The organism is Solidesulfovibrio sp. (assembly GCF_029978005.1).
Taxonomy (GTDB): domain Bacteria; phylum Desulfobacterota; class Desulfovibrionia; order Desulfovibrionales; family Desulfovibrionaceae; genus Solidesulfovibrio.
In genome coordinates, this window is record NZ_JARKOZ010000106.1 from 1 (window position 1) to 24,911 (window position 24,911).

Here is a 24,911-nt window from a genome sequence, read left to right on the forward strand (position 1 = left end):
TGCTCGCCGGCGGCGTGTTCAAGGGCGGCGACCTGGCCGCGCTTTTGCCCCTTCTACGCGAGCGCGTGGCCGCGGTCGGGCTTTTCGGGGCCAACCGCGAGGTCTTCGAGGCGGCCTGGGCCGGTCAGGTGCCCCTTTTCCACGAACCCACCCTCGAGGCGGCCATGACGCGGCTTTACGCCGACGCCCGGCCCGGCGACGTGGTGCTCCTGTCCCCAGCCACGGCCAGCTTCGACCTCTACGACGGCTACAAGGCCCGGGGCCGGGACTTCCAGCGGGTGTTCGCCGGCCTGCCCATGGACAGGGACGCGGGAGAAAAGGCATGAGCACGGTGCGCGTGCCCACGGCGGAAAGCAGGCTGCCCGGGCGCTTCGACTTGTGGCTTCTGGGCGCGGCCCTGATGCTGGCCGGCCTTGGCCTGGTCATGGTCTTTTCCTCGAGCGGCGTCATGGCCGAGCGCTTAAACGGCAACCGCTATTATTTCTTCCAGCGCCAGGCCCTGTTCGCCATGGTGAGCCTGGGGCTCATGACCATCTGCGCCTACATGCCGCGTCGGGTGCTCCACGGGCCGGTCTACCTCTGGCTTTTCGCCATCATCGGTCTCCTCGTCCTCACCCTGGTGCCGCCCTTTTCGGTCAAGGCCGGCGGGGCGCGCCGCTGGATGCACCTGGGACCGGCCACCTTGCAGCCCATGGAGCTGGCCAAGGTGGTGCTGGTCATGTACCTGGCCTATTTCTTCAGCCAGAAGCAGAAGCTCATCCGCTCCTTTTCCGTGGGTTTCATTCCGCCGGTCATGGTCACGGGCTTTCTCGGCCTCATCCTGCTGCTGCAGCCCGACTTCGGCGGCGCGGTCTTTCTCGGCATGCTCTTTTTTCTCATGAGCCTGGTCGGCGGCACGCGCATCACCTACCTGGCCGTGTCCATGATGTTCGGCGTCGGGGCCATGGGGCTTCTCATCGCCTCCTCGCCCTACCGCTTCAAGCGCTGGTTCGCCTTCCTCGATCCTTTCAAGGACCCGCAGAACGTCGGCTACCAGCTCGTGCAGTCCTTCTACGCCTTCGGTTCGGGCGGCGTGGCCGGAGCGGGCTTCGGCGCGGGCAAGCAGAAGCTCTTCTACCTGCCCGAGGCCCACAACGACTTCATCATGGCCGTGCTCGGCGAGGAGCTGGGGTTCATCGGCATCTCCATCGTCTTCATCTGCATCGGCATCCTGCTGTGGCGTTCCTTCCGGGTGGCCCTGGCCCAGGACGACCTGCGCGACCGGTTCACGGCCTACGGCATGGCCCTGGTGCTCGGGCTCGGGTTTCTGCTCAATCTGGCCGTGGTGCTCGGCTGCGTGCCGCCCAAGGGCGTGGCCATGCCGTTTCTGAGCTACGGCGGCTCGAACCTGCTTTCCTGCTTCCTGTGCGTGGGCATCCTGCTCAACCTTTCGCGGAGCGCACGGACATGACGCGCATCGTGCTGACCACGGGCGGCACCGGCGGCCACATCTTCCCGGCCCTGGCCGTGGCCGAGGCCTTGCGCGCCCGCCGCCCGGACGCCGAGGTCCTCTTCGTCGGCGGCCAGGGGCCCGAGGGGGCGCTGGCCGCCAAGGCGGGCCTGCCCTTCGTCGGCCTGCCGGCCAGCGGCGTTTTCGGCCGGGGGCTGCGCGCCCTGGCCGCGCCCTTCTGGATGCTCAAGGCCTTCGGTCTGGCCGTGCGGCTTTTCGGCAAGGCCCGCCCCGACGTGGTGGCCGGCTTCGGCGGCTACGCCGGGTTCATCCCTGTGGCCGCCGCCCGGCTCATGGGCATCCCCACGGCCATCCACGAGCAAAACAGCGTCCCGGGCGTGACCAACCGGGTCCTCGGCCGCTTCGTGGACCTCGTTTGCGTCACCTACCCCGACGAAAAGGGGGCTTTCCCGGCCAAAAAGACCGAGCGCCTGGGCAACCCCATCCGGGGCGGCATCGCATCCGGAGCCCACGCCGCGTCGGAAGGGGAAGGCAGGCGCCTGCTCGTGCTCGGCGGCAGCCAGGGGGCCAGGGCCGTCAACGACGCCGTGGCCGACATCCTGCCCCGGCTGCTCGACGCCGGCGTCGGCGTGCGCCTCCAGGCCGGCCGGGCGGATTTCGAACGCATGCGCGGCCGCCTCGCCGCCGTCATGGCGGCGCGTCCCGACGCCCCCGGCGCGCCCAGGGTGATTCTCGAAAACTTCATCGAGGACATGGCCGAGGCCTACGCCACGGCCGACCTCGTCCTGGCCCGGGCCGGGGCCACCACCCTGGCCGAGGCCACGGCCGCCGGCAAGCCGTGCCTGCTCATTCCCTTTCCCTTCGCCACCCACGACCACCAGTCCGTCAACGCGGACTACCTGGCCCGCTCCGGCGCGGCCGTGGTGGTGGCCCAGAAGGACCTGCCGGGCGTCGACCTGGCGGCCATGCTTCTCGAACTTTTAAACGACCCGCAGCGCCTGGAGGCGATGTCCCGGGCCTCGGCCGCCGCCGCCCTGCCGGACGCGGCCGACGCCGTGGCCGGGGCGCTGCTGCGGCTGGCCTCCTCGGGGGGAGGCGCGAAATGACCATCCACGCCAACGCGGCTTGCGGCCCCGGGGCCATGCGCACCAAGGTCCGCAAGATCCATATGATCGGCATCGGCGGTTCGGGCATGAGCGGCATCGCCGAAGTGCTCCTGAACCTCGGCTACGAGGTCTCGGGTTCGGACCTGGCCATGGGCGCGGCCGTCAAGCGCCTGGGGGGCCTTGGCGCGAACATCTCCATCGGCCACGGCCGGGAGAACCTCGGCGAGGCCGACGTGGTGGTCAAATCCACGGCCGTGGCCGCGGACAATCCCGAGGTGACCGCCGCCCGCGAGCGCGGCATCCCGGTCATCCCCCGGGCCGAAATGCTCTCCGAGCTCATGCGCCTGCGCACCGGCATCGCCGTGGCCGGCACCCACGGCAAGACCACCACCACCTCGCTTCTGGCCACCATCTTCACCGAGGCCGGCTTCGACCCCACGGTCATCATCGGCGGCCGCCTCAACGCCTACGGGGCCAACGCCCGTCTGGGCCAGGGCGAGTACCTGCTGGCCGAGGCCGACGAATCCGACGGCTCGTTTTTGTGCCTGTCGCCCATCGCCTCGGTGGTCACCAACGTGGACGCCGACCACCTGGACCACTACGCGGGCATCGAAGCCATCGACGACGCCTTCGTGGAATTTCTCAATCGCATCCCGTTCTACGGCGTGGCCGTGGTCTGCCTGGACGACCCGGGCGTGGCCCGCATCCTGCCCCGGGTCAACCGCCCCGTGCTGTCCTACGGCTTCGGGGAGAAGGCCCGGCTTCGCGGCACGGTCCTCGAGACCGGCGACGCCAGCCGCTTCCGCGTGAGCCTGGACGGCAACGACCTCGGCGAGATGCGCCTCAATCACCCCGGCCGCCACAACGTGCAAAACGCCCTGGGGGCCATAGGCATATCCATCGAGGCCGGGATCCCGGTGCCGGTCATCGCCGAGGCCCTGGCCAAGTTCGGCGGCGTGGGTCGGCGCTTCGAGCGCAAGGGCGAGCGCGCCGGGGTCACGGTCATCGACGACTACGGCCACCATCCGGCCGAGATCAAGGCGACCCTGGCCGCGGCCAAGGCCGTCTACCCCGGCCGCCGGCTGGTGGTGGCCTTCCAGCCCCACCGGTTCTCGCGCACCAAGGCGCTTTTCGGCGCTTTTTGCACCTGCTTCGCCGGGGCGGACAGCCTGCTTCTGACCGAGATCTACCCGGCCTCGGAAGCGCCCATCCCGGGAGTCAGCGGCGAGAGTCTGGCCCAGGGCATCCGGCAGGTGAGCAGGACGGACGTGTCCTACTACCGCGATTTCGCGGCCATGGAGGCGGCGCTGCCCGGAATCCTGCGCCCGGGCGACGTGCTCATGACCCTTGGCGCGGGCAGCATCTGGCAGGTGGGCGCGCACTACCTGGAGGCGGGTGGTGCCGCTTGAGCTCAGGCCCGGGCCGCTTCTGGCGGACCGGACCACCTTGCGCCTGGGCGGACGCGCCCTGGCGGAAGTCGTCTTCACCCGGCCCGAGGAGGCCGAAGGGTTGGGAGACGTCCTGGCCGGACAGGGCGGCGCGCCCTTCGTGCTGGGCGGCGGCAGCAACGTCCTGGCCAGGGACGGCGAGGTGCCGCTGGTGATCGTGAGCCCTCGCCTCGCGGGCGAGCCCGTGATCCTGCACGAGCGGCCCGAAGGCAAGATCCGGGTGCGGGTCGGGGCCGGGGTCAAGCTCCAGCGGCTGGTGGCCTGGCTGGCCACCCAGGGCCTGGCCGGCCTCGGCGGACTGGTCGGCGTGCCCGGGAGCGTGGGCGGGGCCGTGGCCGGCAACGCCGGTTCCTACGGCGAGGCCATGGGCGAGGTCCTGGCCCGGGTGCGGGTCTGGTCGCCGGAGACGGGTCTGGCCTGGATTTCGCGCCAGGGGTTTTCCACCGCCTACCGGCGGTTCGCGCTCACTGGCGTAGCGGGATTTTTCGTGGTGCTGGAGGCCGAGATCGACTGCGAGGTGGACGAGCCCATCGCCATCCGCCAGGCGATGATCGCCCACCTGAAGCAGAAAAAGGCCAGCCAGCCCATCACCGCGGCCACGGCCGGGTGCGTGTTCAAGAATCCGCCGGGCGAGGCGGCCTGGAAGCTGCTCGAGGCGGCCGGGTTTCGCGGCAAGCGGCTTGGAGGCATGGGGTTTTCCGAGAAACACGCCAACTTTTTGGTGAATTTCGGTGGAGGTACGGGCAGGGAGGCGCTTTCGCTCCTCGCGTCGGCAAGGGAGGCCGTGCGGGAGAAAAGCGGACATGAACTGGAACTGGAAGTGAGGGTGACGCCATGAACGTCAGGGTCGGAACGCTTTCCGGACTGGGGGTGGGAGGAGCGAGCAAGAAACGCCGCAACGGCTATGCGGGCGCGACGCCGCGCGTGACGGTCAAGAGCCGGGTGGTCAAATCCAAGGGGAACCGCAACCGCAATTCCCGCGGCGAATGCACCCTGCGCCTGCCGGCGGTGAGCATCGGCGGGGTGGGGCGGCTTTTCACCCGGGCCGTGTCCATGGCCTTCATGGGGGCGCTGGTGCTGGCCGTGAGCGTGGCCTTGCTGGCCGGCTACCGTTGGCTGACCACCATCAACTATTTCGCCCTGCAAAGCGCCACGGTCACGGGCTGTTCCCGGCTTTCCGAGGAGCATATCCGGCAGTTGGCCGGGCTGACCCCCGGGGTCAACGTGCTGTCGCTGTCCATGGACCGCATGCGGGCCGAGCTGGCCCGGGAGCCCTGGGTGGATTCGGTGTCCGTCAAGCGCGTTTTGCCTGGGACCGTCGTCATCGATGTGAAGGAAAAGGCCCCTTCCTATCTTGTGCAGTATCAGGGAACCCTCTATTACGCCGATGAGGTCGGACGCATCATCGACAAGGTCGAGCCCGGGCAGTTCGTTTCGCTGCCCCAGATCGAGGTCGAGGCCGGCATGGAAAAGCATCTGGCCCTGCTGGCCGATCTGCGTCGGGCCGTGGCCGAGCACCAGGTCCCCTTCGACTTCGGGCAGATCGCCTGGCTGCGCCTCAGCTGGGGCCGGGGCCTGGAGATCCGCCTCATGGACCCGGGCATCCTTTTGTGCCTGGGCTCCAAGGAATGGCGGCGCAATCTTTCGCGCATGAACCTCGTCTGGACGGACCTGCGCCGGCGCGGGGAGCTGGACAAGGTCGGGCTCATCACCTCCGAGGGGGACAAGGTCTGGGTGGAGAAACGCGGCAATTCGGGGGAAATGTCGCAAGGCTAGGGTTACGGTCTTGAAAGGTGCCTGGCATCCTTCAAGGAAGGTCAAATTTTTAAGAACGTTGTGCTTTGACTCCGTCCGCTTGTGCTTTGAGGATACGAGGCTAGGGGACCAAGGAGCGGGAAACGGCGGCATCGGGGGTCCTGCTCGCTCCGGGGGGGGCGATTTAGGACATGAAATCGTCGCGCGTTTGACGTAGAACCGAGCGCGGGCGATACCGACGCCGCGAGTGGAAACGTTCAGGGAGCGGTTTATGGCCAGGTCGGAACTTATTGTCGGACTCGATATCGGCACCACCAAAATCTGCGTGGTCGTCGGCGAACTCTCGCCCGAGGGCGTGGACGTGGTGGGCATCGGCACCAGCCCCTCCACGGGTCTGCGCAAGGGCGTGGTGGTCAATATCGAGCAGACCGTGCAATCCATCAAGAAGGCCCTCGAAGAGGCCGAGCTCATGGCCGGGTGCGAGATCCGCTCGGTCTACGCCGGCATCGCCGGCAGCCACATCAAGGGCTTCAACAGCCACGGGGTCATCGCCGTCAAGGGCGGCGAGGTCGGCCCCCGGGACATCGAGCGGGTCATCGACGCGGCCAAGGCCGTGGCCATACCGCTCGACCGGGAGGTCATCCACATCCTGCCCCAGGAATTCATCGTCGACGACCAGCGCGGCATCGCCGACCCCCTGGGCATGGCCGGCGTGCGCCTGGAAGTGCGCGTGCACATCGTCACCGGCGCGGTCACCAGCGCCCAGAACATCATCCGTTCCTGCCACCGGGCGGGCCTGGACGTCTCGGACATCGTGCTCGAATCCCTGGCTTCGTCCAAGGCCGTGCTCACGGGCGAGGAACGCGAAATCGGCGTGGCCTTGGTGGACCTCGGCGGCGGCACCACGGATCTGGCCATTTTCGCCAATGATTCCATCAAGCATACCGCGGTGTTGGCCCTTGGCGGCACCAATTTGACCAACGACATCGCCTTTGGCCTGCGCACGCCCATGGCCTCGGCGGAAAAGATCAAGATCAAGTATGGTTGCGCCCTGGCCGAGATGGTGCCAAAAGACGAGGTCATCGAGGTCATGAGCGTCGGGGGGAGGGAGCCCCGCCGACTCTCGCGACAGGTGTTGGCCGAGATATGCGAGCCCCGCGTGGAGGAGATGCTGGCGCTGGTGGACCAGGAGCTCATCCGCTCGGGCATGAAGAACCAGATCGGCGCGGGCGTGGTGCTTACGGGCGGCACGGCGCTGATCGAGGGCATCCAGGAACTGGGCGAACAGATATTCAACCTGCCCACGCGCATCGGCTACCCGGACAAGGTCGGGGGCCTCAAGGACGTGGTCAACAGCCCCATGTACGCCACGGCGGTGGGGCTGCTCATGTTCGGCGCGGAAAAGGAAGGCGTGGAACAGCGGTTTCGTATCCGCGACGAGAATGTCTTCAACCGCATTCTGGGGAGGATGCGGAAATGGTTCGTGGACGTGAAGTAGTCTGCGAGTGGCTGGCCTTTCGGGGGATTCACAGGGAGATTCGCTAGGGGGAGATTAGAAGATGGAATATTTGGAACTTGACCAGGGCTCCAACGCCCGCATCAAGGTCATCGGCTGCGGCGGCGGCGGCGGAAACGCCGTGGAGAACATGATTTGTTCCGCCATGTCCGGCGTGACCTTCATCACCGCCAATACCGACATCCAGGCCTTGCAGAAGTCCCAGGCCGAATACCGCATCCAACTCGGCGAGAAGCTCACCAAGGGCCTCGGCGCGGGGGCCAACCCCGACGTCGGCCGCGACGCCGCCCTGGAGAGCATCGACGCCATCCGCGCCGCCATCGGCGATTGCGACATGGTCTTCGTCACCGCCGGCATGGGCGGCGGCACCGGCACCGGCGCCGCCCCGGTCGTGGCCCAGGTGGCCAAGGAGGCCGGGGCGCTCACCGTGGCCGTGGTCACCAAACCCTTCTATTTCGAGGGCAAGAAACGCCTGCTCTCGGCCGAGAAGGGCGTGCAGGCCCTTCGGGACGTGGTGGACTCCATCATCACCATTCCCAACGACCGCCTGCTGTCGCTGGCCTCCAAGAAGGCCACCTTCATCGAGATGCTCAAAAAAGCCGACGAGATCCTTTATTTCGCGGTCAAGGGCATCTCCGACCTGATCATGGTCCCGGGCCTGATCAACCTGGACTTCGCCGACGTGAAGGCCGTGATGAGCGAGATGGGCCTGGCCATGATGGGCTTCGGCACCGCGCGCGGCGAGTCCCGCGCCCGGGAGGCCGCGCTCAAGGCCATCACCAGCCCCTTGCTCGAAGACGTCACCATCGACGGCGCGCGCGGCGTGCTCATGAACATCACCTGCGGCCCGGACCTCACCATCGAGGAAGTGGACGAAGCCGCCTCCACCATCACCGAGGCCGTGCACGAGGACGCCAAAGTCTTCTTCGGCACCGTCTTCGACCCCGACGCCACGGACGAGATGCGCATCACCGTCATCGCCACGGGCATCGAATCGGCCATGCAGCGCGACGCCGCGCCGGCCCAGAAGCGCGAGGAGCAGCAGAAGTCCGTGGAAGTGATCACCAGCCTGTCCCGGCAAAAGCCGGCCACCCCGCCCATGGGCGGAGGCGGCGGCGGAGGCGGCGGCGTGCAGAGCCCGCGCAGCATGCGCGTGCTGTCCAGCCAGCAGGCCAACGACTACAACATCCCGGCCTACCTGCGCAAAGGCGGCAAGAAGGGCAACCCCGAGGCCGCCCTGTCCCAGAGCGCCATCAAGGCCCAGCCCGCCGGCGAGGAGGAGTTCCTCTTCGACGAGGAGGAGTTCGAGATTCCCTCCTTCATCCGCATGCAGGCGGATTAGCGGGGCGTCCGTAAAAAAGACGCCGGTATTTTCGGGGGCAGGGTCGGTTGAACCTGTTGCCGACGGGAGTGCTCCCCTTCGTTTCCGGAGATGCGATCCGGGCGCGGAGGGCTCGTCCCTTTGCGCCGGCTCCGTCCGGGGAGCCCCGGCGCCCCGGGACGGCTGGAAGGACCTTTGAGCGAAAAGACGCGGGCGAGGGTCCATTTCGGGCTGGACAGGCCCGATATACGCGATTTCGGCGGTCGGCTGCCCGTGGCCCTGGCCGTGCCGGGCGACGTCGCCCTGGCGCTCTCGGCCCTGGGCTGGCAGGCGGCCTGGCGACTGCTGACGGAAAATCCGGCCCTGGCCGTGGAGCGCGTGTTCTGCCGTCCGGACCGGCCGCCCGTCGCCGAGGATTCCGGCCTCCCCCTGGCCCGGTTCCCGGTGGTCGCCTTTTCGCTGTGCTACGAGGAAGACTACCTGCCCGTGGCGGCGGCCCTGGTCGCCGCGGGCATCCCCCTGCGAGCCGAGGCGCGGCCCGACTTTCCCATCGTCATGGGAGGCGGGCCGCTTTCCTTCATCAATCCCGCGCCCATCCTGCCGGCGCTGGACCTGCTCTACGTCGGCGAGGCCGAGGCCGGGCTGGCCCAGGTCATGGACAGGCTGCGCCGCGCCGCCCTCGCCGGTGCCGACAAGGCCGCGTGCCTTGACGCCGTGGCCGGCCTGCCGGGCGTGCTCGCGCCCGGGCGCACGAAAACGCCCGTGGCCCGCACCGTGGCCCGCTGCGCCGAGGCCCCGGCCGTGCTGGCCGAGCCGGTCCATTCCTGCTTCGTCTCCGGCCACGCCGCCTTCCGCGACATGTTCCTGGTCGAGGTCAACCGGGGCTGCCCCTACGGCTGCCGCTTCTGCGCCGCCGGCTACGTCTACCGCCCGCCGCGCCAGGCCAGGCTTTCCGACCTCCAAGCGCTCATCGAGGACGTCTCGCCGCGCAAGGTGGGGCTCGTGGGCACGGCGCTGACGGACTGGCCGGACCTGCTGCCGTTTCTCGGCTGGCTGAAGGCGCGGGGCACGAAGTTCTCCCTGTCCTCCGTCCGGGCCGACGGCGTCACCCCGGAACTCCTTTCCGTCCTTCGCGAGGCCGGCCTTCGCACCCTGACCCTGGCCCTGGAGGCCCCTAGCGACCGGCTGCGCCGTGCCGCCAACAAGCGCCTGTCCGTGGAGGCGCTGCTCCGCGCCGTGTCCCTGGCCGGCAAGCACGGCGTCAACCACTTGAAGTTCTACCTCATCGTCGGCTGGCCCGGCGAGGAGGAGGCCGATTTCGAGGCCCTCGCGCCGTTGCTTGGGCAAATCGCCGAGGCCGCTTCCATCGGCGTGGGCAAGCGGGGCGTGGCCCATGCCACGCTCTCCGTCAATCCCCTGGTGCCCAAGCCCGCAACGCCCATGCAGTGGGCCCCCATGGCCTCCGAGGCGGCCATCGAGGCGGCCTACGCCCGGGTGCGCGCCGCCGCCAAGCCGCTGAAGGGCTTCAAGGTGGAGGTGGAAAACGCCTCGGCCGCCCGTCTGCAAGGGCTTCTCGCCCGGGGCGACGCGGCCCTGTTCGGGCTCGTCGAAAAGGCCCTGGAGGCGGGGAGCTTTCGCCGGGCGCTCAAGACCTGGGACGGCGACGTGGCCGCCTACCTCGACCGCGACCGCCCCCGCGACGAGGTCTTCCCCTGGGACGTGGTGGACGTGGGCGTCTCGCGCGACTTCCTGTGGCGCGAGTGGGAGCGCTACCGCGAGGGCGTGCCCACGGCCAAATGCCCGCCCGCCGGCTGCGGCGACTGCCGCCGCTGCGGCGTTTACGCGCGCGGGGAGAAGGGGTAATCCGGCGGCGAAGGAGTCCGCCATGACCATCCCCCTCTACCTGGCCTTCGTGGCCGCAGCGTCTCTACTCCTCGTCTTTCCCGGCCCCACCGTGCTCATGGTCGTCGGCTACGGCCTGGCCGAGGGGCGTACGTCCGTGTGGTCCCTGGTGGCCGGCGTGTGCCTGGGCGACGCCGTGGCCTGCGCCGGCTCCCTGGCCGGCCTCGGCGCGATCCTGTCCGCCTCGGCCGCCGCCTTCGTCTGCGTCAAATTCGTGGGCGCGCTCTACCTCGTCTGGCTCGGCATCGGCATGCTGCGCGCCGACGACGTGGCCGCGTCCCCGACTCCCTGCCCGGCCGGGCGCAAATTCGCCCGCGCTTTCACCGTCACCGTCCTCAACCCCAAGACGCTGCTTTTTTTCGTGGCCTTCCTGCCCCAGTTCGTGAGCCCCTCCAGCCCGGCCCTGCCGCAGCTGGTGCTGCTCGGCGCGACCTTCGTGGCCCTTGGCGCGGTCAACACCGCCGTCTATGCGCTGCTCTCCGGCAGCCTCGGCGGCCGCATCCGCGATGCGCGCTTCGTGCGGCGGCTGCGGCGCGTGGGCGGCGGCGCGCTCATCGGCGCGGGCGTCATGACGGCGGTGGCGGCCAGGCGGTAGTGCCGTGTTCCTGAAACAGGCATATCAATAAATCGCCCCCTGATAAGACAGGCGCGTTATCAGGGGGCAGGGCAGGAGCCGGGCGGCAAGGGGCGAAAAGGGGGAGAGGCCCCGCTGTCCGCCCGACGGGGAAACGGGGCGTAGCGGCCTATTTCCCCTGGCCGAGGGTGCGCAGGAAGGCGCGGTAGCCGGCCTGGTCCAGGAGCAGTTCGGGGTCCTCGGCGTCGTCCGGGGCATCGGGCCGCACCCGGATGATCCAGCCGTCGGCGTAGGGCTCGGCGTTGACGAGGTCGGGCAGGTCCTCGAGCACGGTGTTGACGCCGGCCACCACCCCGGCCACGGGCATGTACAGCTCGTTGGCCGACTTCATGGACTCCACCGTGCCGAAGCTCTCGCCGGCGGCGAAATACGCCCCGAGCGCCGGCAGGCCCACGTAGACCACCTCGCCGAGCTGGTACTGGGCGAAGTCGGTGATGCCGCAGGCCACCTCGCCGCCGTCCGGCATGACCCAGATGTGTTCGGTGGTGTAGCGCCGGTCGTCCGGGAGGCTGATTTCGGGCGAATCCTGCATGGTGCTTCCTCCTTGGCGGGGCATGCCCGCGGCGAAAAAGGGCCCCGGGCCGGGCAAGCGCCGTGCGGCGCGTCCGGCCCGGGGCGGGAGGGGGTTATTCCCCGGCCGGCAGGTACTCCTGGCGCTGGCCGTTGACGCTGTACGAATAGGCCACTTCGCAGGCCTGCTTGACCATGTTGGCCACGGAGCAATACTTGATGGCCCCCAGCTCGAAGGCCTTGCGGAACTTCTCGAGCGTCAGGCCCTCGCCCGTCACGGCGTAGTGCACGCGGATGACGGTGAACACCTGCGGGATCGCCTCCTGGCGCTCGGCCTCCACCGAGATGGCGAAGGAGTCGTAGCCCAGGCGCATCTTGTTCATGGCGTGGCCCACTTCGATGCCGGTGCAGCCGGCCAGCGAAATGAGCATGAGCTCCATGGGCCGGATGCCCTCGTTGGCCCCGCCGTAGACGGCCGAGGCGTCCATGGCCACCACGCGGCCTTCGGCGTCGGTTCCGTCGAAGCGCATCTGCCCCTTCCACTGCACGTTCACGGTATACATGGCGGTACTTCCTTTTTTGTTTTCCGTTGGTTGCGTCCGTCGCCGTCAGTTGGCCCGGGCCATGGCCACGGCCTGCTCGCGCGGGGCGGTGCAGGCGATGGTGACGAGCCACAGGAACAGAATGATGATGAACAGGAACATGCCGATCAGGCCCGTGGTCCGCAGCCAGTCCGCGGCGGCGAAGCTCGCCACGGCGAAGACCGCCGCGCCGCCGACGCCGATGTCGCGCAGCCAGCGCTTGCCGTTTTGCGGCGTGACGAAGCTCCAGCCGCCGTCGAAGAGCGTGATGAGCGTCAGCGTCGAGATGTTCACGCCCATGGCCACCCAGACCGGGTGGGTGTTGAGGTAGAAGTGGGCCACGGACCAGCCGCCGAGGTGGTTCCAGAGCAGGCCCGAGGCGAACCCGGCCACGAGCGCCCAGGTCGCGCCGCGCCGGCCGGCCAGGGGCCAGAAGAGCGCCGCCACCACGGGCGCGAAGGTGGAGCCGTTGCGCGCCGTCCAGGCGAAGATGTTCCACCAGGCGGCCTGCTCCGAGCGCATGTAGCCGAAGACCACCATGAGCACGGTCAGAAGGACCAGGGACCACTTGGTGTAGCGCACGAGGTCGGCGTCCGAGGCGGCCGGGTTGAGCGCGCTGCCCACGTCCTTGCCGAGGCTCGTCGCGCCCGAGAACTGGCACGGCGCGCCCCAGCCCAGGGCGCAGGCCCAGATGCCGAGGGTGAAGATGCCGACCAGGGGCGCGGGCATGTTGGCCATGAGGTACTTGGGCACGGCGACCAACCCCCGGGCGTTGCCCGGCATGACCGCCGCGGCCGCGATGCCGATGACGATGCCCATGACGATGAAGATGACGTTGAAGCCGGCGGCGATGAAAAGGCCCTTGCGGCCTTCGTCGGGCGTGCGGCAGGACAGCGACATCTGGAAGGCCGCCTGGGCCAGGAGCACGTTGATCCAGAAGGTGCCGAACCAGGCCAGGATGGTCTGCAGGCCCACGCCCGACATGTTCGCGAACTGCGGCTTTTCGGCCAGGAAGGCGCCGAGGCCCCCCAGGCCGGGGTTGACCAGCACGGCGTAGCCGCCGACCAGGAACATGGCCATGTAGGCGAAGAAGTTGGCCGTCTGGGTCATGGCCACGGACCACATGCCGCCGGCCTGCAGGAACACGTAGAGCAGGGCGGCGGTGATGATGACCGCGGTCATGAGGTCGATGCCGGTGATGGCGTTGATGCAGGAGGCGAAGGCCAGGGCCGTGGCCACGGACCACATGGGGAAGGTGAAGGCCGTGATGGCCCCGGCGATGGCCTTGGCCATCCGGCCGTACTTGTCGCCGATGAGCCCGGAGATGGTGACCATCATCTTGCGCCGGAAGGGCCCGATGAGGACCAAGGCGATGATGAGCACGTGGCTCATCTCGGCCACGCCGTACCACATGGCCGAGACGCCCTTGAGGTAGGCCAGTTCCAGGATGGCGATGAAGGTGGAGCCGGAAAAAAGGCCGGTGATGCAAAAGGCCACCGTCCAGCGCCCGAAGCAGCGGCCGCCGACGAAGTAATCGTCGCCCTTCTTGGCCCGCCGCTTCATGATGTGCCCTAAAGTGACGAGCAGGATGGTGTAGGCCAGGGCCAGGCCGAACATCCAGAGCGTGTAGTTTTGCATGGCGCACTCCGTTTCGCGCGCGATCCCCTCAGGCCGCGTGCGACTGTTCGCCGAGCAGGCTCCGGGCCGCCTCGGCGAGGGTTTCGGACAGGGAAGGATGGCTGTGCACCGTGGCGGCCAGCTGCCGCACGGTCAGGCGGTTTCGCACGGCCAGGGCGGCCTCGGCCACCAGCTCGCTGGCCTGGGCGCCGAAGAGGTGCGCTCCGAGAATGCGGCCGTCGGCGGCGTCGGCCACGAGCTTGACCAGGCCGACCGGCTCGCCGAGCGTCTGGGCCCGGCCGTTGGCTCCGTAGGTGGCGCGCCCGACGGCCACGGCCAGGCCCCGCCCGGCGGCCTGCTCTTCGGTCAGCCCCACGCCGGCGATCTCCGGCACGGTGTAGATGCAGGCGGGGATGGCCTCGTAGTCCATTTCCTCGTTTCCCCCCATGGCATTGGCCGCGGCCACCATGCCCTCGGCCGAGGCTACGTGGGCCAGCATGGGGCCGGGGGTCAGGTCGCCGGCGGCGAAGACGCCCGGGATCGAGGTGCGCATGCCCGCATCCACGGCCACGAACGGCCCTTCCCGAACGAGCCCGGGCAGGGCCACGATGCCGTCCACGGGCGCGGGACGCCGGCCGACCGCCGCCAGCACCTTGCGGCACACGGTCTCGGTTTCCCCGCCGCGTCCGGCGTGGCGCACGGCCAGCATGTCGCCCCGGGGCACGATCCCGGACACGGCCGCCCCGCGCACGACGGTCACGCCCTGGCGCTTCCACAAGGGAATGAGCCGCTTTTGCAGCTCCTCATCCACCATGGGCAGGATGCGCTCGGCCGCCTCGATGACCGTGACTGCGCTGCCGAGGCTGGCGAAGAGGCAGGCGAATTCCATGCCGATGACCCCGCCGCCGATGACCGCGAGCGTGTCCGGGACGTCGGATGCGTCGAGCAGGGCGTCGCTCGTGACCACGCCCGGCAGGTCCAGGCCCGGGATGGGCGGCAGGGTCGGGCGCGCGCCGAGGCACAGCAGGATGTTGCGGGCGGACAGGCGCTCCTGGCCGCCCGGGCCGCTCACGGTGACCGTTTCCGGGGCGGGCACCTGGCCCAGGCCCGAAAAGACGGTCACCCCGGCGGCGGCCAGCAGCCGGGACACGCCCTGGGCCAGCCCGGCCACCACCTGGTCCTTCCTGGCCAGAAGGGCGGCCAGGTCCATGACGGGCCGGCCGCCGCAGGACACGCCCCAGGCCGCCGCCCCGCTCACGGCGGCCAGGACCGACGCGCCGTGGATGAGCGTCTTGGTGGGGATGCAGCCCCGGTTAAGGCAGGTTCCGCCCAGGCCGTCTCTCTCGACCAGGGCGACCTTGCCGCCGAGCCTGGCTGCCCTGGCGGCGGCGACGTAGCCAGCCGGCCCCCCGCCGATGACTGCGAGATCGAATCGTGTTTGCGCCATCAGTGGCAATCCTCCCTTCGTTTGTGCGGAAAAGAACGTGTTTCCTCCTGAAACAACAAACGGGCCAAGGAAGGAATATTGTTTTTACTCGGGATGTTAGCTGCAGATTTGGAGGATGGTGGCCACAAGGAGCTTGTGACGTAACGAACCTGCGGAGAACATAAAAAGCGAATAATTTCAGTATGTAACTGGAAGAGAATCAGGAAAGGGCGGCGGTCCGTTTCCGGACCGTGGTTCATTTCCGGACCGAGAGGCCGTGCTCGCGCAGTTTGCGCAGCAAGGTGGTGTGGGGGACGCCGAGGCGCTTGGCCGCGCCGCGCAGGCTGTCGGCCGCGGCCAGGGCCGTCTCCAGGCAGCCGCGTTCGAAGCGGGCCACGGCCTCGCGCAGGCCTTCGCCGGGCAAGGGGTGGTCCGTTCCCGGACCAGGGGGCAGGGACGGGCGGACGGCCGTGGCCAGGGACTGCCAGACCGGGTCGGCGCTTTCGTCCATGCCGGACAGCACGGCCAGGCGCTCCATCATGTTGGCCAGCTCGCGCACGTTGCCGGGCCAGGGATAGGCGGCGAGCAGGGCGCGCTGGGCGTCGGTGAGGATGATGCGCCGGCGCAGGCGGCGGGAGAACTGGGCCAGGAAGCGCTCGGCCAGGGGCACGACGTCCTCGGGCCGCTCGCGCAGGGGCGGCACGGCCAGGGGCACGACGTTGAGGCGGTAGTAGAGGTCCTCGCGAAAGGTCTTTTCCGCGACCATGCGCCGCAGGTCGCGGTTGGTCATGGCGATGACCCGCACGTCCACCCGGATGGGGGCGCGCCCGCCGATGCGGTGGAAGACGCCTTCCTGCAGGGCGCGCAGGAGCTTGACCTGCAGCCCCGGCCCCATCTCCCCGACCTCGTCGAGCATGAGCGTGCCTCCGCTGGCCACCTCGAACAGGCCGATGCGACCGGCCCGGTCCGCGCCGGTGAAGGCCCCTTTCTCGTAGCCGAAGAGTTCGGCCTCTTGGAGATGTTCGGGAATGGCCCCGCAGTTGATCTGGATCAGCGGCCCGTCGCGCCTGGGGCTGTGGCGGTGGATGCGCATGGCCACCACCTCCTTGCCCACGCCCGTCTCGCCGGTGATGAGGATGGTGGAGTCCACGCGGCCGACGCAGGCCGCCTGCTGGAACAGCCGGACCATGGAAGGGCTCTCGGCCACGGGCGGGTCGTCGTCGAAGCGGGAGGTGCGCAGGGCCTCGATCTCGCGGCTTTTGCGGTCGGCCTCGCGGCGCAGGGCGTCGACTTCGCTCAGGTCGCGCAACGTGGCCACGTAGCGGGAGGGGACCCCGTCCGGGTCGCGCAGGGGCGAGACCGTGAGCACCATGCGCCGGCCGCCGTCCTCGTCCACCAGCCGGGCGAAGGCCGTGCCCCCGGCCAGGCAGGCCCGTATGCCGGCGGCCACGGCCGAGGCTGGCGTGTCGCCGTCCGGGGCGACGTCGTCGGACCAGCCCGGAGCCAGGGCGGCGAAGCGCTGGTTGCGGGAGACCTCCCGACCCTCGTGGTCGAGGACCAGGATGCCGTCCATGGCGCAGTCGATGATCTGGCGCATCTCGTGGGTGCGCCGTTCGGCCGTGTCGAAGGCGTCGTAGACCTTGCGGATGAGCTCCATCTTGGTGAGCACGCCCACGAGCCGGTTCTGGTCGTTGAGCACGAGCAGCCGCTCCATGGGCATCTGATGGCACACGACCTCGAACTGCTCGTCGTTGCGCACGGACACGATGTTCGGGTCCATGACCTCGCGGATGGCGACGTCCGTGCCGAAGCCCTGCTTGAGGGCGTCCACCACGCGGAAGATGGTGAGGATGCCGACCGGCGCGCCGTCCGGCCCGAGGATGGGGACGCAGTTGACCCCGGTGCGCTTGTACACGGCCAGGGCGTCCTCGACGCGGTGGTCCGGGGTGAGGGTCTCCGGCGAGGCGTGCATCACCTGTTCGACGCGCATGAACCCTCCTGGCGGCCCGGATGCTGCAAGCGCCAGCCCGCGCATGGCGAAGAGTCCCGGAAAGAAAGCTTCCGCGACCGGCCGCTCTCGCCGGACTGCCCAGGCGCGGCGAACGGGGCGTCGGTGTTAGGCGTGCTCCTTGGGGAAGATCACCTCGACCTGCTCGGCCCCTTCCTTGCGGATCTCGATGCGCCCGATGACGCGGGCGTACTCGTGCAGGGCTTTGAGGCGCTGCATGACGTCCCCGGCGATCTCCGGGGCGACCACCAGCATGAAGCCGATGCCGCAGTTGAAGATCTGCAGCATCTCCGGCCAGGTGAGGCCGCCCTGCTCGCGCAGCCAATCGAAGACCGGCGGGACCTCCCAGGAGCCGAAGCGGATGTGGGCGGCCACGCCCCGGGGCAGGATGCGGTTGACGTTGTCGTAGAAGCCGCCGCCGGTGATGTGGACCATGCCCTTGATCTCGAAGTCGCGCAGGAGGTTGAGCACGGTCTTGACGTAGATGCGGGTGGGCGCGCACAGCGCCTCGGCCACGGTCTTGCCGGCGTGGGGGATAGGGGCGTCCGGGCCCAGGCCCGAGGCGTCCAGGATCTTGCGAATGAGCGAATAGCCGTTGGAATGCGGGCCCGAGGCCTCGATGCCGATGACGACGTCGCCCACGCCGATGCTCGAACCGTCGACGATCCTGGCGTTGTCCACGATGCCCACGCAAAAGCCGGCCAGGTCGTAGACCCCGTCGGGGTAGAAGCCCGGCATCTCGGCCGTCTCGCCGCCGAGCAGGGCGCAGCCGGCCTCCTTGCAGCCCTCGGCGATGCCGGTCACGACCCGGGCGGCCAGGTCCACGGAAAGCTTGCCCGTGGCGAAATAATCCAAGAAGAAAAGCGGCTTGGCTCCCTGAACCAGAATGTCGTTGACACACATGGCCACAAGGTCGATACCCACGGTATCGTGCCGATCGAAGTCATGGGCGAGCTTGAGCTTGGTGCCCACGCCGTCGGTGGAGGAGACGAGCACCGGCTCCTCGTAGGCCCCGGCCTCGAGCTTGAACAGGCCGCCGAAGCCGCCGATGTCGGAGACCACGCCCTTGCCGTAGGTGCCGGCCACAATGGATTTGATGCGCGAAACCAGGGTGTTGCCAGCGTCGATGTCAACGCCCGCGGCCTTGTAGGCTGCCGATCTGTCGGCCATGGGGAGCTCCTTGCGAGGACTGCGACATGAAAACATTTTCCTTTAGTGTTTTTGCGGCCCGAATTCAAGGGAAGCCTTCGCGCCCGTTTCCTGCGGCGGCCGTGGCCCTGGCCGTCCTGTTTTCAGGCCTGTCCCTGGCCTGCCCCCGGCAGGCCACGGCCGACGGCGGCGCGGAGCCTTCGCGCTACGGTCCGCCGCCGGAGCTGCCGGCCGGCTCGTACAGCGACGACGACGCGCCGCGCCGCGACATCCACATGGGCACCGTGGACCACATGCGCATGGGCCGCGACGACGACGGCAACGTGATCATGGAGGTCCGACCCCGGCCCAAGCAGACGCAAGACCAGCCGCAAGCCGGCCCGTTCTACATCTATCCGCAGGTGGGCCTGCCCATGGGCGGCCAACCCGGCATGGGCCAACCGGGCATGCGTGTTCCGGGCCAGCCCCAGGCCGGCCCGGGGCAGGGCGGCCAGGGCGCTGGCGGCGGCCAAGGCCGCCAAGGGGGGCAGCCGGGCCAGTACGGCCAGAGCGGCCAGCCCATGGGCGGCCAGACGTCCTCGGGCTGGCCGGGGGGACAGACGAACCAGGGCGTGACATCCCAAGGTCAGGCGTTGCAGGGGCCGGCCTCCCAGGGACAGTCCAGCCAAGGGCAGGCTTCCCAGGGACAGGCCTCGCCGGGCCAGACGAACTTCGGGCAGACGTCCTCGGGCCAGTTCGGCACAGGACCGTCCGGCTTCGGCCAGACCTCTTCGGGCCAGTTCGGCGCGGGGCAATCCGGCTTCGGCCAGACGACCGGGAGCCAGTCCGGAGGCGGCTCGTAGCGCGGTGTTCCCTGAAAAGGGACGGCGGTATTTTTCAGGGGAAAATATTTTACGGCGTATTCTCCTCGAAGATCGCCCGGGCGGTCTCGGGGAGGCGACGGGAGACGTCGCCGGGAGGACGCCATGCATCCGGCAAGATTGTGGAAGAAGCTGCCCGACGGTCGCGTCTCCTGCCGGCTGTGCGCGCATTTTTGCCGCATCCCGGAGGGCGGGCGCGGCCTGTGCGGGGTGCGCGTGAACCGGGACGGGGCGCTTTTCACCCTGGTCTACGACCGGGTGGCGGCGGCCAACCTCGACCCGGTGGAAAAAAAGCCGCTTTATCATTTCCTGCCCGGCAGCCTGACCTTTTCCTTCGGCACCATGGGCTGCAACCTGTCCTGCTCCTTTTGCCAGAACTATTCCCTGTCCCAGCCTCCGCGCCAGGGCAAGGCCGTGGCCGGCGAGCGCGCCACGCCCGCCGACCTCGTGGCGGCGGCCAAGCGGTCCGGCGCGGCCTCGATCTCCTACACCTATTCCGAACCCACGATCTTTTTCGAGCTGGCCCAGGACACGGCTACGCTCGCCCGGGAGGCCGGGCTCAGGAACATCCTGGTGTCCAACGGCTTCCAGAGCCGGGCCTGCCTGGAGGCGCTCGCCGGCCTGGTGGACGCGGCCAACATCGACCTCAAGGCCATGGACCCGGCCTTCTACGAGGAGGTGTGCGGGGCCAGGCTGTCGCCGGTGCTCAAAAACCTCGCGCACATGCGCCGGCTCGGCTGGTGGCTGGAGGTGACCACGCTGCTCATCCCGGGGCGCAACGACGACGCAGGGCAGTTGCGCCGACTGGCCGGGTTCCTGGCCGGCGAGCTCGGCCCGGACACGCCCTGGCATCTTTCGCGCTTCCATCCCGACTTCGCCATGCGCGACGTGCCGGCCACGTCCGCGGAGAGCCTGGAGCGGGCCTGGGCCATCGGCCGCGAGGCCGGACTGCATTACGTCTACGTGGGCAATGTGCCGGACGAGGCGCGTAGCGCGACCTATTGCCCTTCCTGCGGGGCGAGGGTCATCGAGCGGCAGGGGATGGGGCTTCGGGCGGCCCGGACGCGCGGGGGCAAGTGCGTGGCCTGCGGCGCGGCCATCGCCGGGCGGGGCCTGCCCTGACGGCCCGGCGGCGTCTTGCCATGGGCGGGAAGTTGCAGTAACCAGTGCGCTCTTCGTCGGGGCGTGGCGCAGACTGGTAGCGCGCCTGCTTTGGGAGCAGGATGCCGGGTGTTCAAATCACCTCGCCCCGACCAATATATTTCAAGGGGATAGGCCGTGTTCGACCTATCCCCTTTATCATTTGGATAATCGGGTTGGATAACCTCTCGGCCAACCATACAGGATAACGAGGGAATTTTGGATAACATTCGGGCAGGATGCGGCCCACAAACGGGCAGGCTGCGGGCTGTACCACATGGGACAATACGGGGACAAGGCCCTTTCAAGCTTCTTGCAAAAAAATGGGCCCCCCTTTCGGGAGGCCCAACAGATAACTAGCTCGCTGATCCGGATTTTTCAGCCGTGGCAACCGGGCGATGGTTTGGCACTTCTTGTCACAGGGCAGGTGGTAATAATTGTCGGCGGTCATCTGGATCGATTGCCTGTATGACCGCACGATGGCTGAATGCTCCCTGCCCTGACTTGCGAATGCATATCCGGCCCGTTATTCTTATTAAAAAAAGCTGGTTTTCCATTTCTTCCATCGTCAAAGCTGGGCAGGGCAACGATGCAATTCATCAAAGATGGCCCGGACATACCGGAAAGGCTGCTTCAGGACCACGAAGATGGTCGGGTTGTGTTCTTCTGTGGTGCGGGAATTTCCTATCCCGCTGGCTTACCAGGGTTTAGGGGTTTAGTAGATCAGATTTACAAAACACTTGGAACTGTACATACTCCTATAGAGGACCAAGCATATCTTCGTGGACAATATGATGTTACCTTGGACTTGCTAGAACATCGCTTCCCAGGACAGCGATTGGCTGTCAGGAGTGCATTAGCTAAGATTCTAAAACCAAAGTTGAGACGCAAAGGATCGACTGATACTCATGCCGCGCTGCTGCAATTAGCACAGAATCGTGACGGCATGACGAGATTGATCACAACGAATTTTGACAGTATATTTCAGTACTTAATAAAAAAGTCTAAGTCTAACATTCCAACATTTCCGGCACCTTTATTGCCTATTCCAAAGAATAGTCGCTGGAATGGAGTAATATACCTGCACGGACTGCTCTCTGACCCGCTTGATGGCAGCATCTTGCATCGCCTCGTCTTAACTAGTGGCGACTTTGGCCTTGCTTATCTCACTGAGCGTTGGGCAGCTCGCTTCGTCACCGAATTATTCCGTAATTATATCGTATGCTTTGTTGGATACAGCATAAATGATCCTGTATTGCGCTACATGATGGATGCACTCGCGGCTGATCGTATGCTTGGGGAAAACACACCCCAGGCATATGCCTTAGGTTCCTGCTTACCTGGGCAGGAAACCGAAACCCACACCGAATGGGAAGCTAAGGGTGTGACACCAATACTTTACCACGCACAGGAGGTTTGCAACGACCATTCCGCCCTACACAAAACTCTTAAGGCTTGGGCGGATACCTATCGAGATGGTGTACGTGGCAAGGAACGAATTGTTTTTGAATGCGCACTAGCACAGCCATTAGCTAGCACAAAACAGGACGACTTCGTCGGCCGCATGCTTTGGGCCATTTCACACGATTCAGGTTTACCAGCAAAGTACTTTGCCAACTTTGACCCCGTGCCAACACTGGACTGGCTGAAACACCTCAGCGAAAACCGCTATTGCCAAGACGATCTGCCAAGATTCGGCGTGCCACATCTAGCGCCACAGGATGGCAACTTGAGATTTTGCCTAACATGCCGACCTACTCCATATCATCTTGCACCCTTTATGATGCTGGCAGATGGAGGTCATACAAACAGCCGATGGGATGCCGTTATGTACCATCTTGGCTGTTGGCTGCTCCGACACTTAGCTGATCCAAAGCTTATATTGTGGATAGTAGAGCAAGGCTGTCAACTGAACGATCACTTTGCCAAAATGATTGATGGCCGCCTCAATTATATTTTCCGGCTCAACCGAGATGGAAAAATAGATGAGATTGAATGTATCAAGAAAAATGCACCAATGTCCATTCCAGATAATATCACATTAAAGATTTGGGACATTCTTATTTCAGGACATATCAAGTTACCTAGACATCATCATACTATATTTAATTGGATAAAAAAATTCAACTCACATGGGCTCACAACATTTCTACGCGTTGAGCTTCGTAAACTCCTCACCCCTTGCGTATTACTAAAAAAGAGGCTTACTTGGGAAGGTCAGGCTGCAAGACTCGAAGAAAGTAAAAACTTAAAGCAATACATAAGCTGGGAAATCGTACTATTTGCGGACCATATCAACACTGCAGCAAAGGATTTACCCAAGTCTGAAAAGTGGCAAGCAGCCCTGCCACACCTTGTGGACGACCTTCACTCCCTATTGCGGGACGCATTAGATCTATTGCGCGAGCTAGAAAAAGCGGACGATCTGCACGATCTTTCGTATCTAGAATTACCTTCGATTGCTCCACACAGGCAAAACCGAAGCCATGACAATTGGTCTTTATTAATTGAACTATTACGTGACTCCTGGATAGCACTAAAAAATCAAAATACAAGTCGATCAAAAAGCGTTGCCACTGCTTGGTGGCAAATTCCATACCCCACTTTCAAGCGACTAGCTCTATTTGCCGCAGCGCAAGAAGATGCGAGTTTGGACGATCAATGGGTAGACTGGCTGTTATCCAACGACAACTGGTGGCTATGGTCGATAGAGACACGACGCGAGACATTACGCCTACTTGCATTGCGAGGTGCCTACCTTAGAGAAGACACACGCAGTCGACTAGAAGTTGGAATATTGTCTGGTCCTCCACGTAAAATGTTTCGCGATGACATGACGCCAAAAGAATGGGAAGACACTTCAGCCAGAATGAAATGGCTCAGACTTGCTAAGCTAGCATCTAGCGGAAGCAAACTTGGTTCAGATGCAAATGTTATTTTTACAGAAATCAATAGATCGAACCCAAGCTGGGAACTAGCAACTGATGAAAGTGATGAATTTTCTATTTGGATAGGCGGGACAGGCGACAGAGATTATGAAGAACGTTACACAATTGAAGAAGCCCCGACAAAACGCCGAGATCTTATAGAATGGCTTAAGCGTCCACAAAACAATCATCCCCTCCAGAAAGACAACTGGCAGGAAAGATGCTTAAACAATTTCCCTGTTGCTGTTTGCGCACTATGCGTATTGGCCAGAGAAAATCAATGGCCGATTCATCGCTGGCATGAGGCTCTATCCGCGTGGGCCGGAGAAGCGACAATAAATCGTGCCTGGCGTTATATCGCTCCAATATTAAATACTATGCCGCAGGATGTAGTGCAAAAAATATTCGAACCGTCAACATGGTGGATCGAAGCTCTTTCAAAAACAATTAAGAACCATGAATTCATTTTTTTGAAATTATGCAAAACAATCTTAAATTATAAACAAATTCACGACACGGTGTTTGATGAAAATCTAGCAGACGCCATCAATCACCCCGTTGGTCATATCACTCAGGCAATCTTAAATTATTGGTTTCTCCAAAAACCTGAAGACAATCAAGGCATCCCTGACAATATCAAACTTATATTTACAGATCTTTGCGACACACAAACAGTTCACTACCGTCATGGACGAACTATATTGGCAGCTAACATTATCGCACTATTTCGCGTAGATCACAATTGGACCGAAGAACATTTAATACCTTTATTCAATTGGCGAACTTCCCAATCCGTTGCCCAATCAGTGTGGGCGGGTTTTCTTTGGTCTCCCCGACTATATCGGCATTTATTTATAGCCCTGAAGCCAGACTTTCTTGAAACAGCATATCATTATAACGATCTCGGCAACCACGGTCGGCAGTATGCCGCTATCCTAACGTATGCCGCACTTGACCTAAATGATATATTTAACACCCAAGAACTGAATCAAGCAATCAACTCGCTACCACAAGACGGCTTACAAAACTCTGCTCAAACTCTTTTTTATATACTACAAGGATCTAACCAAAAGCGAGAACAATGTTGGGCACATAGAATTTACCCTTTTTGGCACAACTTCTGGCCAAAATCTCTTGACAGAGTATCTGAGCCAATTGCCAATCAACTTGCATGCTTATCAATTGAAGCCAGAGGTAAATTCCCTGAAGCGCTTGAAACGCTTCACAACTGGTTATTGCCACTTCAAGACATTTACGACGTTATTTTTTCTCTAGAAGAATCGGGCTTGTGCAAACAATATCCTAAGGATGCCTTAAGATTATTGAATAAAGTCATCCAAGACCAGCCATGGCCGCCATCAGAATTAAATAATTGTTTAAAAATGATTTTGGAATCTTGGCCTGATGCCGACAAAGACCCTCGCTATCAAAAAATTATGACCTATTTTCGTCAACATAAGTAAATATTTCCTTAAATTTACTTTATTTGTCCAAGCATAATAGGACATGAGGCTCATTTCCCAACGCGCCTCATGTCCATAATCATTGCAACGAATTATTC

Annotated in this window: 18 protein-coding genes, 1 tRNA gene and 1 pseudogene; 14 read left to right on the top strand and 6 right to left on the bottom strand. The window is 64.8% G+C overall.

Going from position 1 to position 24,911, the window contains the following annotated elements; translation table 11 throughout:
* The 10 genes and pseudogenes from Q1K70_RS12135 to Q1K70_RS12180 all read left to right on the top strand — a co-directional run.
* Positions 1–326: pseudogene (locus tag Q1K70_RS12135) on the top strand (UDP-N-acetylmuramoylalanine--D-glutamate ligase); the annotation flags it as partial.
* Complete coding sequence (gene ftsW, locus Q1K70_RS12140; RefSeq protein ID WP_300159832.1) at positions 323–1,450, top strand: putative lipid II flippase FtsW; 1,128 nt, start codon at positions 323–325, stop codon at positions 1,448–1,450. The pseudogene Q1K70_RS12135 and the gene ftsW, both read left to right, overlap by 4 nt.
* Complete coding sequence (gene murG / locus Q1K70_RS12145; RefSeq protein ID WP_300159835.1) at positions 1,447–2,556, top strand: undecaprenyldiphospho-muramoylpentapeptide beta-N-acetylglucosaminyltransferase; 1,110 nt, start codon at positions 1,447–1,449, stop codon at positions 2,554–2,556. The genes ftsW and murG overlap by 4 nt, the downstream gene beginning before the upstream one ends.
* 35 nt (positions 2,557–2,591) lie before the next feature.
* Positions 2,592–3,965 (top strand): UDP-N-acetylmuramate--L-alanine ligase, encoded by a 1,374-nt coding sequence (murC, locus tag Q1K70_RS12150; protein ID WP_300159957.1) that lies wholly within the window; start codon positions 2,592–2,594, stop codon positions 3,963–3,965.
* Positions 3,955–4,842, top strand: coding sequence for a UDP-N-acetylmuramate dehydrogenase (murB, locus tag Q1K70_RS12155; protein WP_300159837.1), 888 nt, complete (start codon positions 3,955–3,957; stop codon positions 4,840–4,842). Before murC ends, murB begins: the two co-directional genes overlap by 11 nt.
* On the top strand, positions 4,839–5,780 hold the full coding sequence (locus Q1K70_RS12160; protein WP_300159839.1) for an FtsQ-type POTRA domain-containing protein: 942 nt from the start codon (positions 4,839–4,841) through the stop codon (positions 5,778–5,780). Before murB ends, Q1K70_RS12160 begins: the two co-directional genes overlap by 4 nt.
* Positions 5,781–6,030: 250 nt before the next feature.
* Complete coding sequence (ftsA, locus tag Q1K70_RS12165; RefSeq protein WP_009109895.1) at positions 6,031–7,257, top strand: cell division protein FtsA; 1,227 nt, start codon at positions 6,031–6,033, stop codon at positions 7,255–7,257.
* Positions 7,258–7,318: 61 nt separating this feature from the next.
* Complete coding sequence (gene ftsZ, locus Q1K70_RS12170) at positions 7,319–8,617, top strand: cell division protein FtsZ (protein ID WP_300159850.1); 1,299 nt, start codon at positions 7,319–7,321, stop codon at positions 8,615–8,617.
* A 174-nt stretch (positions 8,618–8,791) separates the two neighbouring features.
* The gene (locus tag Q1K70_RS12175; protein WP_300159853.1) at positions 8,792–10,459 is read left to right on the top strand and encodes a radical SAM protein; all 1,668 of its coding nucleotides are present in this window, start codon (positions 8,792–8,794) and stop codon (positions 10,457–10,459) included.
* Positions 10,460–10,481: 22 nt separating this feature from the next.
* Positions 10,482–11,093 carry a LysE family translocator gene (locus Q1K70_RS12180; protein ID WP_300159856.1) on the top strand — a complete coding sequence of 204 codons (612 nt, stop codon included), beginning with the start codon at positions 10,482–10,484 and terminating at the stop codon, positions 11,091–11,093.
* Between the two features lie 148 nt (positions 11,094–11,241).
* On the opposite strand, the gene gcvH is transcribed toward Q1K70_RS12180, so the two are convergent.
* The 6 genes from gcvH to purM form a co-directional block, all read right to left on the bottom strand.
* On the bottom strand, positions 11,242–11,664 hold the full coding sequence (gene gcvH, locus Q1K70_RS12185) for a glycine cleavage system protein GcvH (protein ID WP_300159859.1): 423 nt from the start codon (positions 11,662–11,664) through the stop codon (positions 11,242–11,244).
* Positions 11,665–11,758: 94 nt separating this feature from the next.
* Entirely contained in the window at positions 11,759–12,205 is a 447-nt protein-coding gene (locus Q1K70_RS12190; RefSeq protein WP_300159862.1) for an OsmC family protein, read from the bottom strand.
* Between the two features lie 45 nt (positions 12,206–12,250).
* Positions 12,251–13,861, bottom strand: coding sequence for a sodium:solute symporter family protein (locus Q1K70_RS12195; RefSeq protein WP_300159864.1), 1,611 nt, complete (start codon positions 13,859–13,861; stop codon positions 12,251–12,253).
* A 28-nt stretch (positions 13,862–13,889) separates the two neighbouring features.
* Positions 13,890–15,287, bottom strand: coding sequence for a dihydrolipoyl dehydrogenase (gene lpdA, locus Q1K70_RS12200; RefSeq protein WP_300159867.1), 1,398 nt, complete (start codon positions 15,285–15,287; stop codon positions 13,890–13,892).
* Between the two features lie 235 nt (positions 15,288–15,522).
* The gene (locus Q1K70_RS12205) at positions 15,523–17,256 is read right to left on the bottom strand and encodes a sigma-54-dependent Fis family transcriptional regulator (RefSeq protein ID WP_300159870.1); all 1,734 of its coding nucleotides are present in this window, start codon (positions 17,254–17,256) and stop codon (positions 15,523–15,525) included.
* A 126-nt stretch (positions 17,257–17,382) separates the two neighbouring features.
* Positions 17,383–18,444 (bottom strand): phosphoribosylformylglycinamidine cyclo-ligase, encoded by a 1,062-nt coding sequence (purM, locus tag Q1K70_RS12210; RefSeq protein WP_300159873.1) that lies wholly within the window; start codon positions 18,442–18,444, stop codon positions 17,383–17,385.
* A gap of 101 nt (positions 18,445–18,545) precedes the next feature.
* Here purM and Q1K70_RS12215 point away from each other — a divergent pair, with 101 nt between their 5' ends.
* From Q1K70_RS12215 to dsr1, 4 genes are all read left to right on the top strand, one after another.
* A complete protein-coding gene (locus Q1K70_RS12215; RefSeq protein ID WP_300159876.1) occupies positions 18,546–19,265 on the top strand; it encodes a hypothetical protein in 720 nt (239 codons plus the stop codon).
* A gap of 123 nt (positions 19,266–19,388) precedes the next feature.
* On the top strand, positions 19,389–20,405 hold the full coding sequence (gene amrS / locus Q1K70_RS12220; RefSeq protein ID WP_300159879.1) for an AmmeMemoRadiSam system radical SAM enzyme: 1,017 nt from the start codon (positions 19,389–19,391) through the stop codon (positions 20,403–20,405).
* Between the two features lie 57 nt (positions 20,406–20,462).
* Positions 20,463–20,539: transfer RNA gene (locus Q1K70_RS12225), tRNA-Pro, on the top strand.
* Positions 20,540–21,012: 473 nt separating this feature from the next.
* Entirely contained in the window at positions 21,013–24,813 is a 3,801-nt protein-coding gene (gene dsr1, locus Q1K70_RS12230; protein WP_300159882.1) for an anti-phage defense-associated sirtuin Dsr1, read from the top strand.
* Positions 24,814–24,911 lie beyond the last annotated feature (98 nt).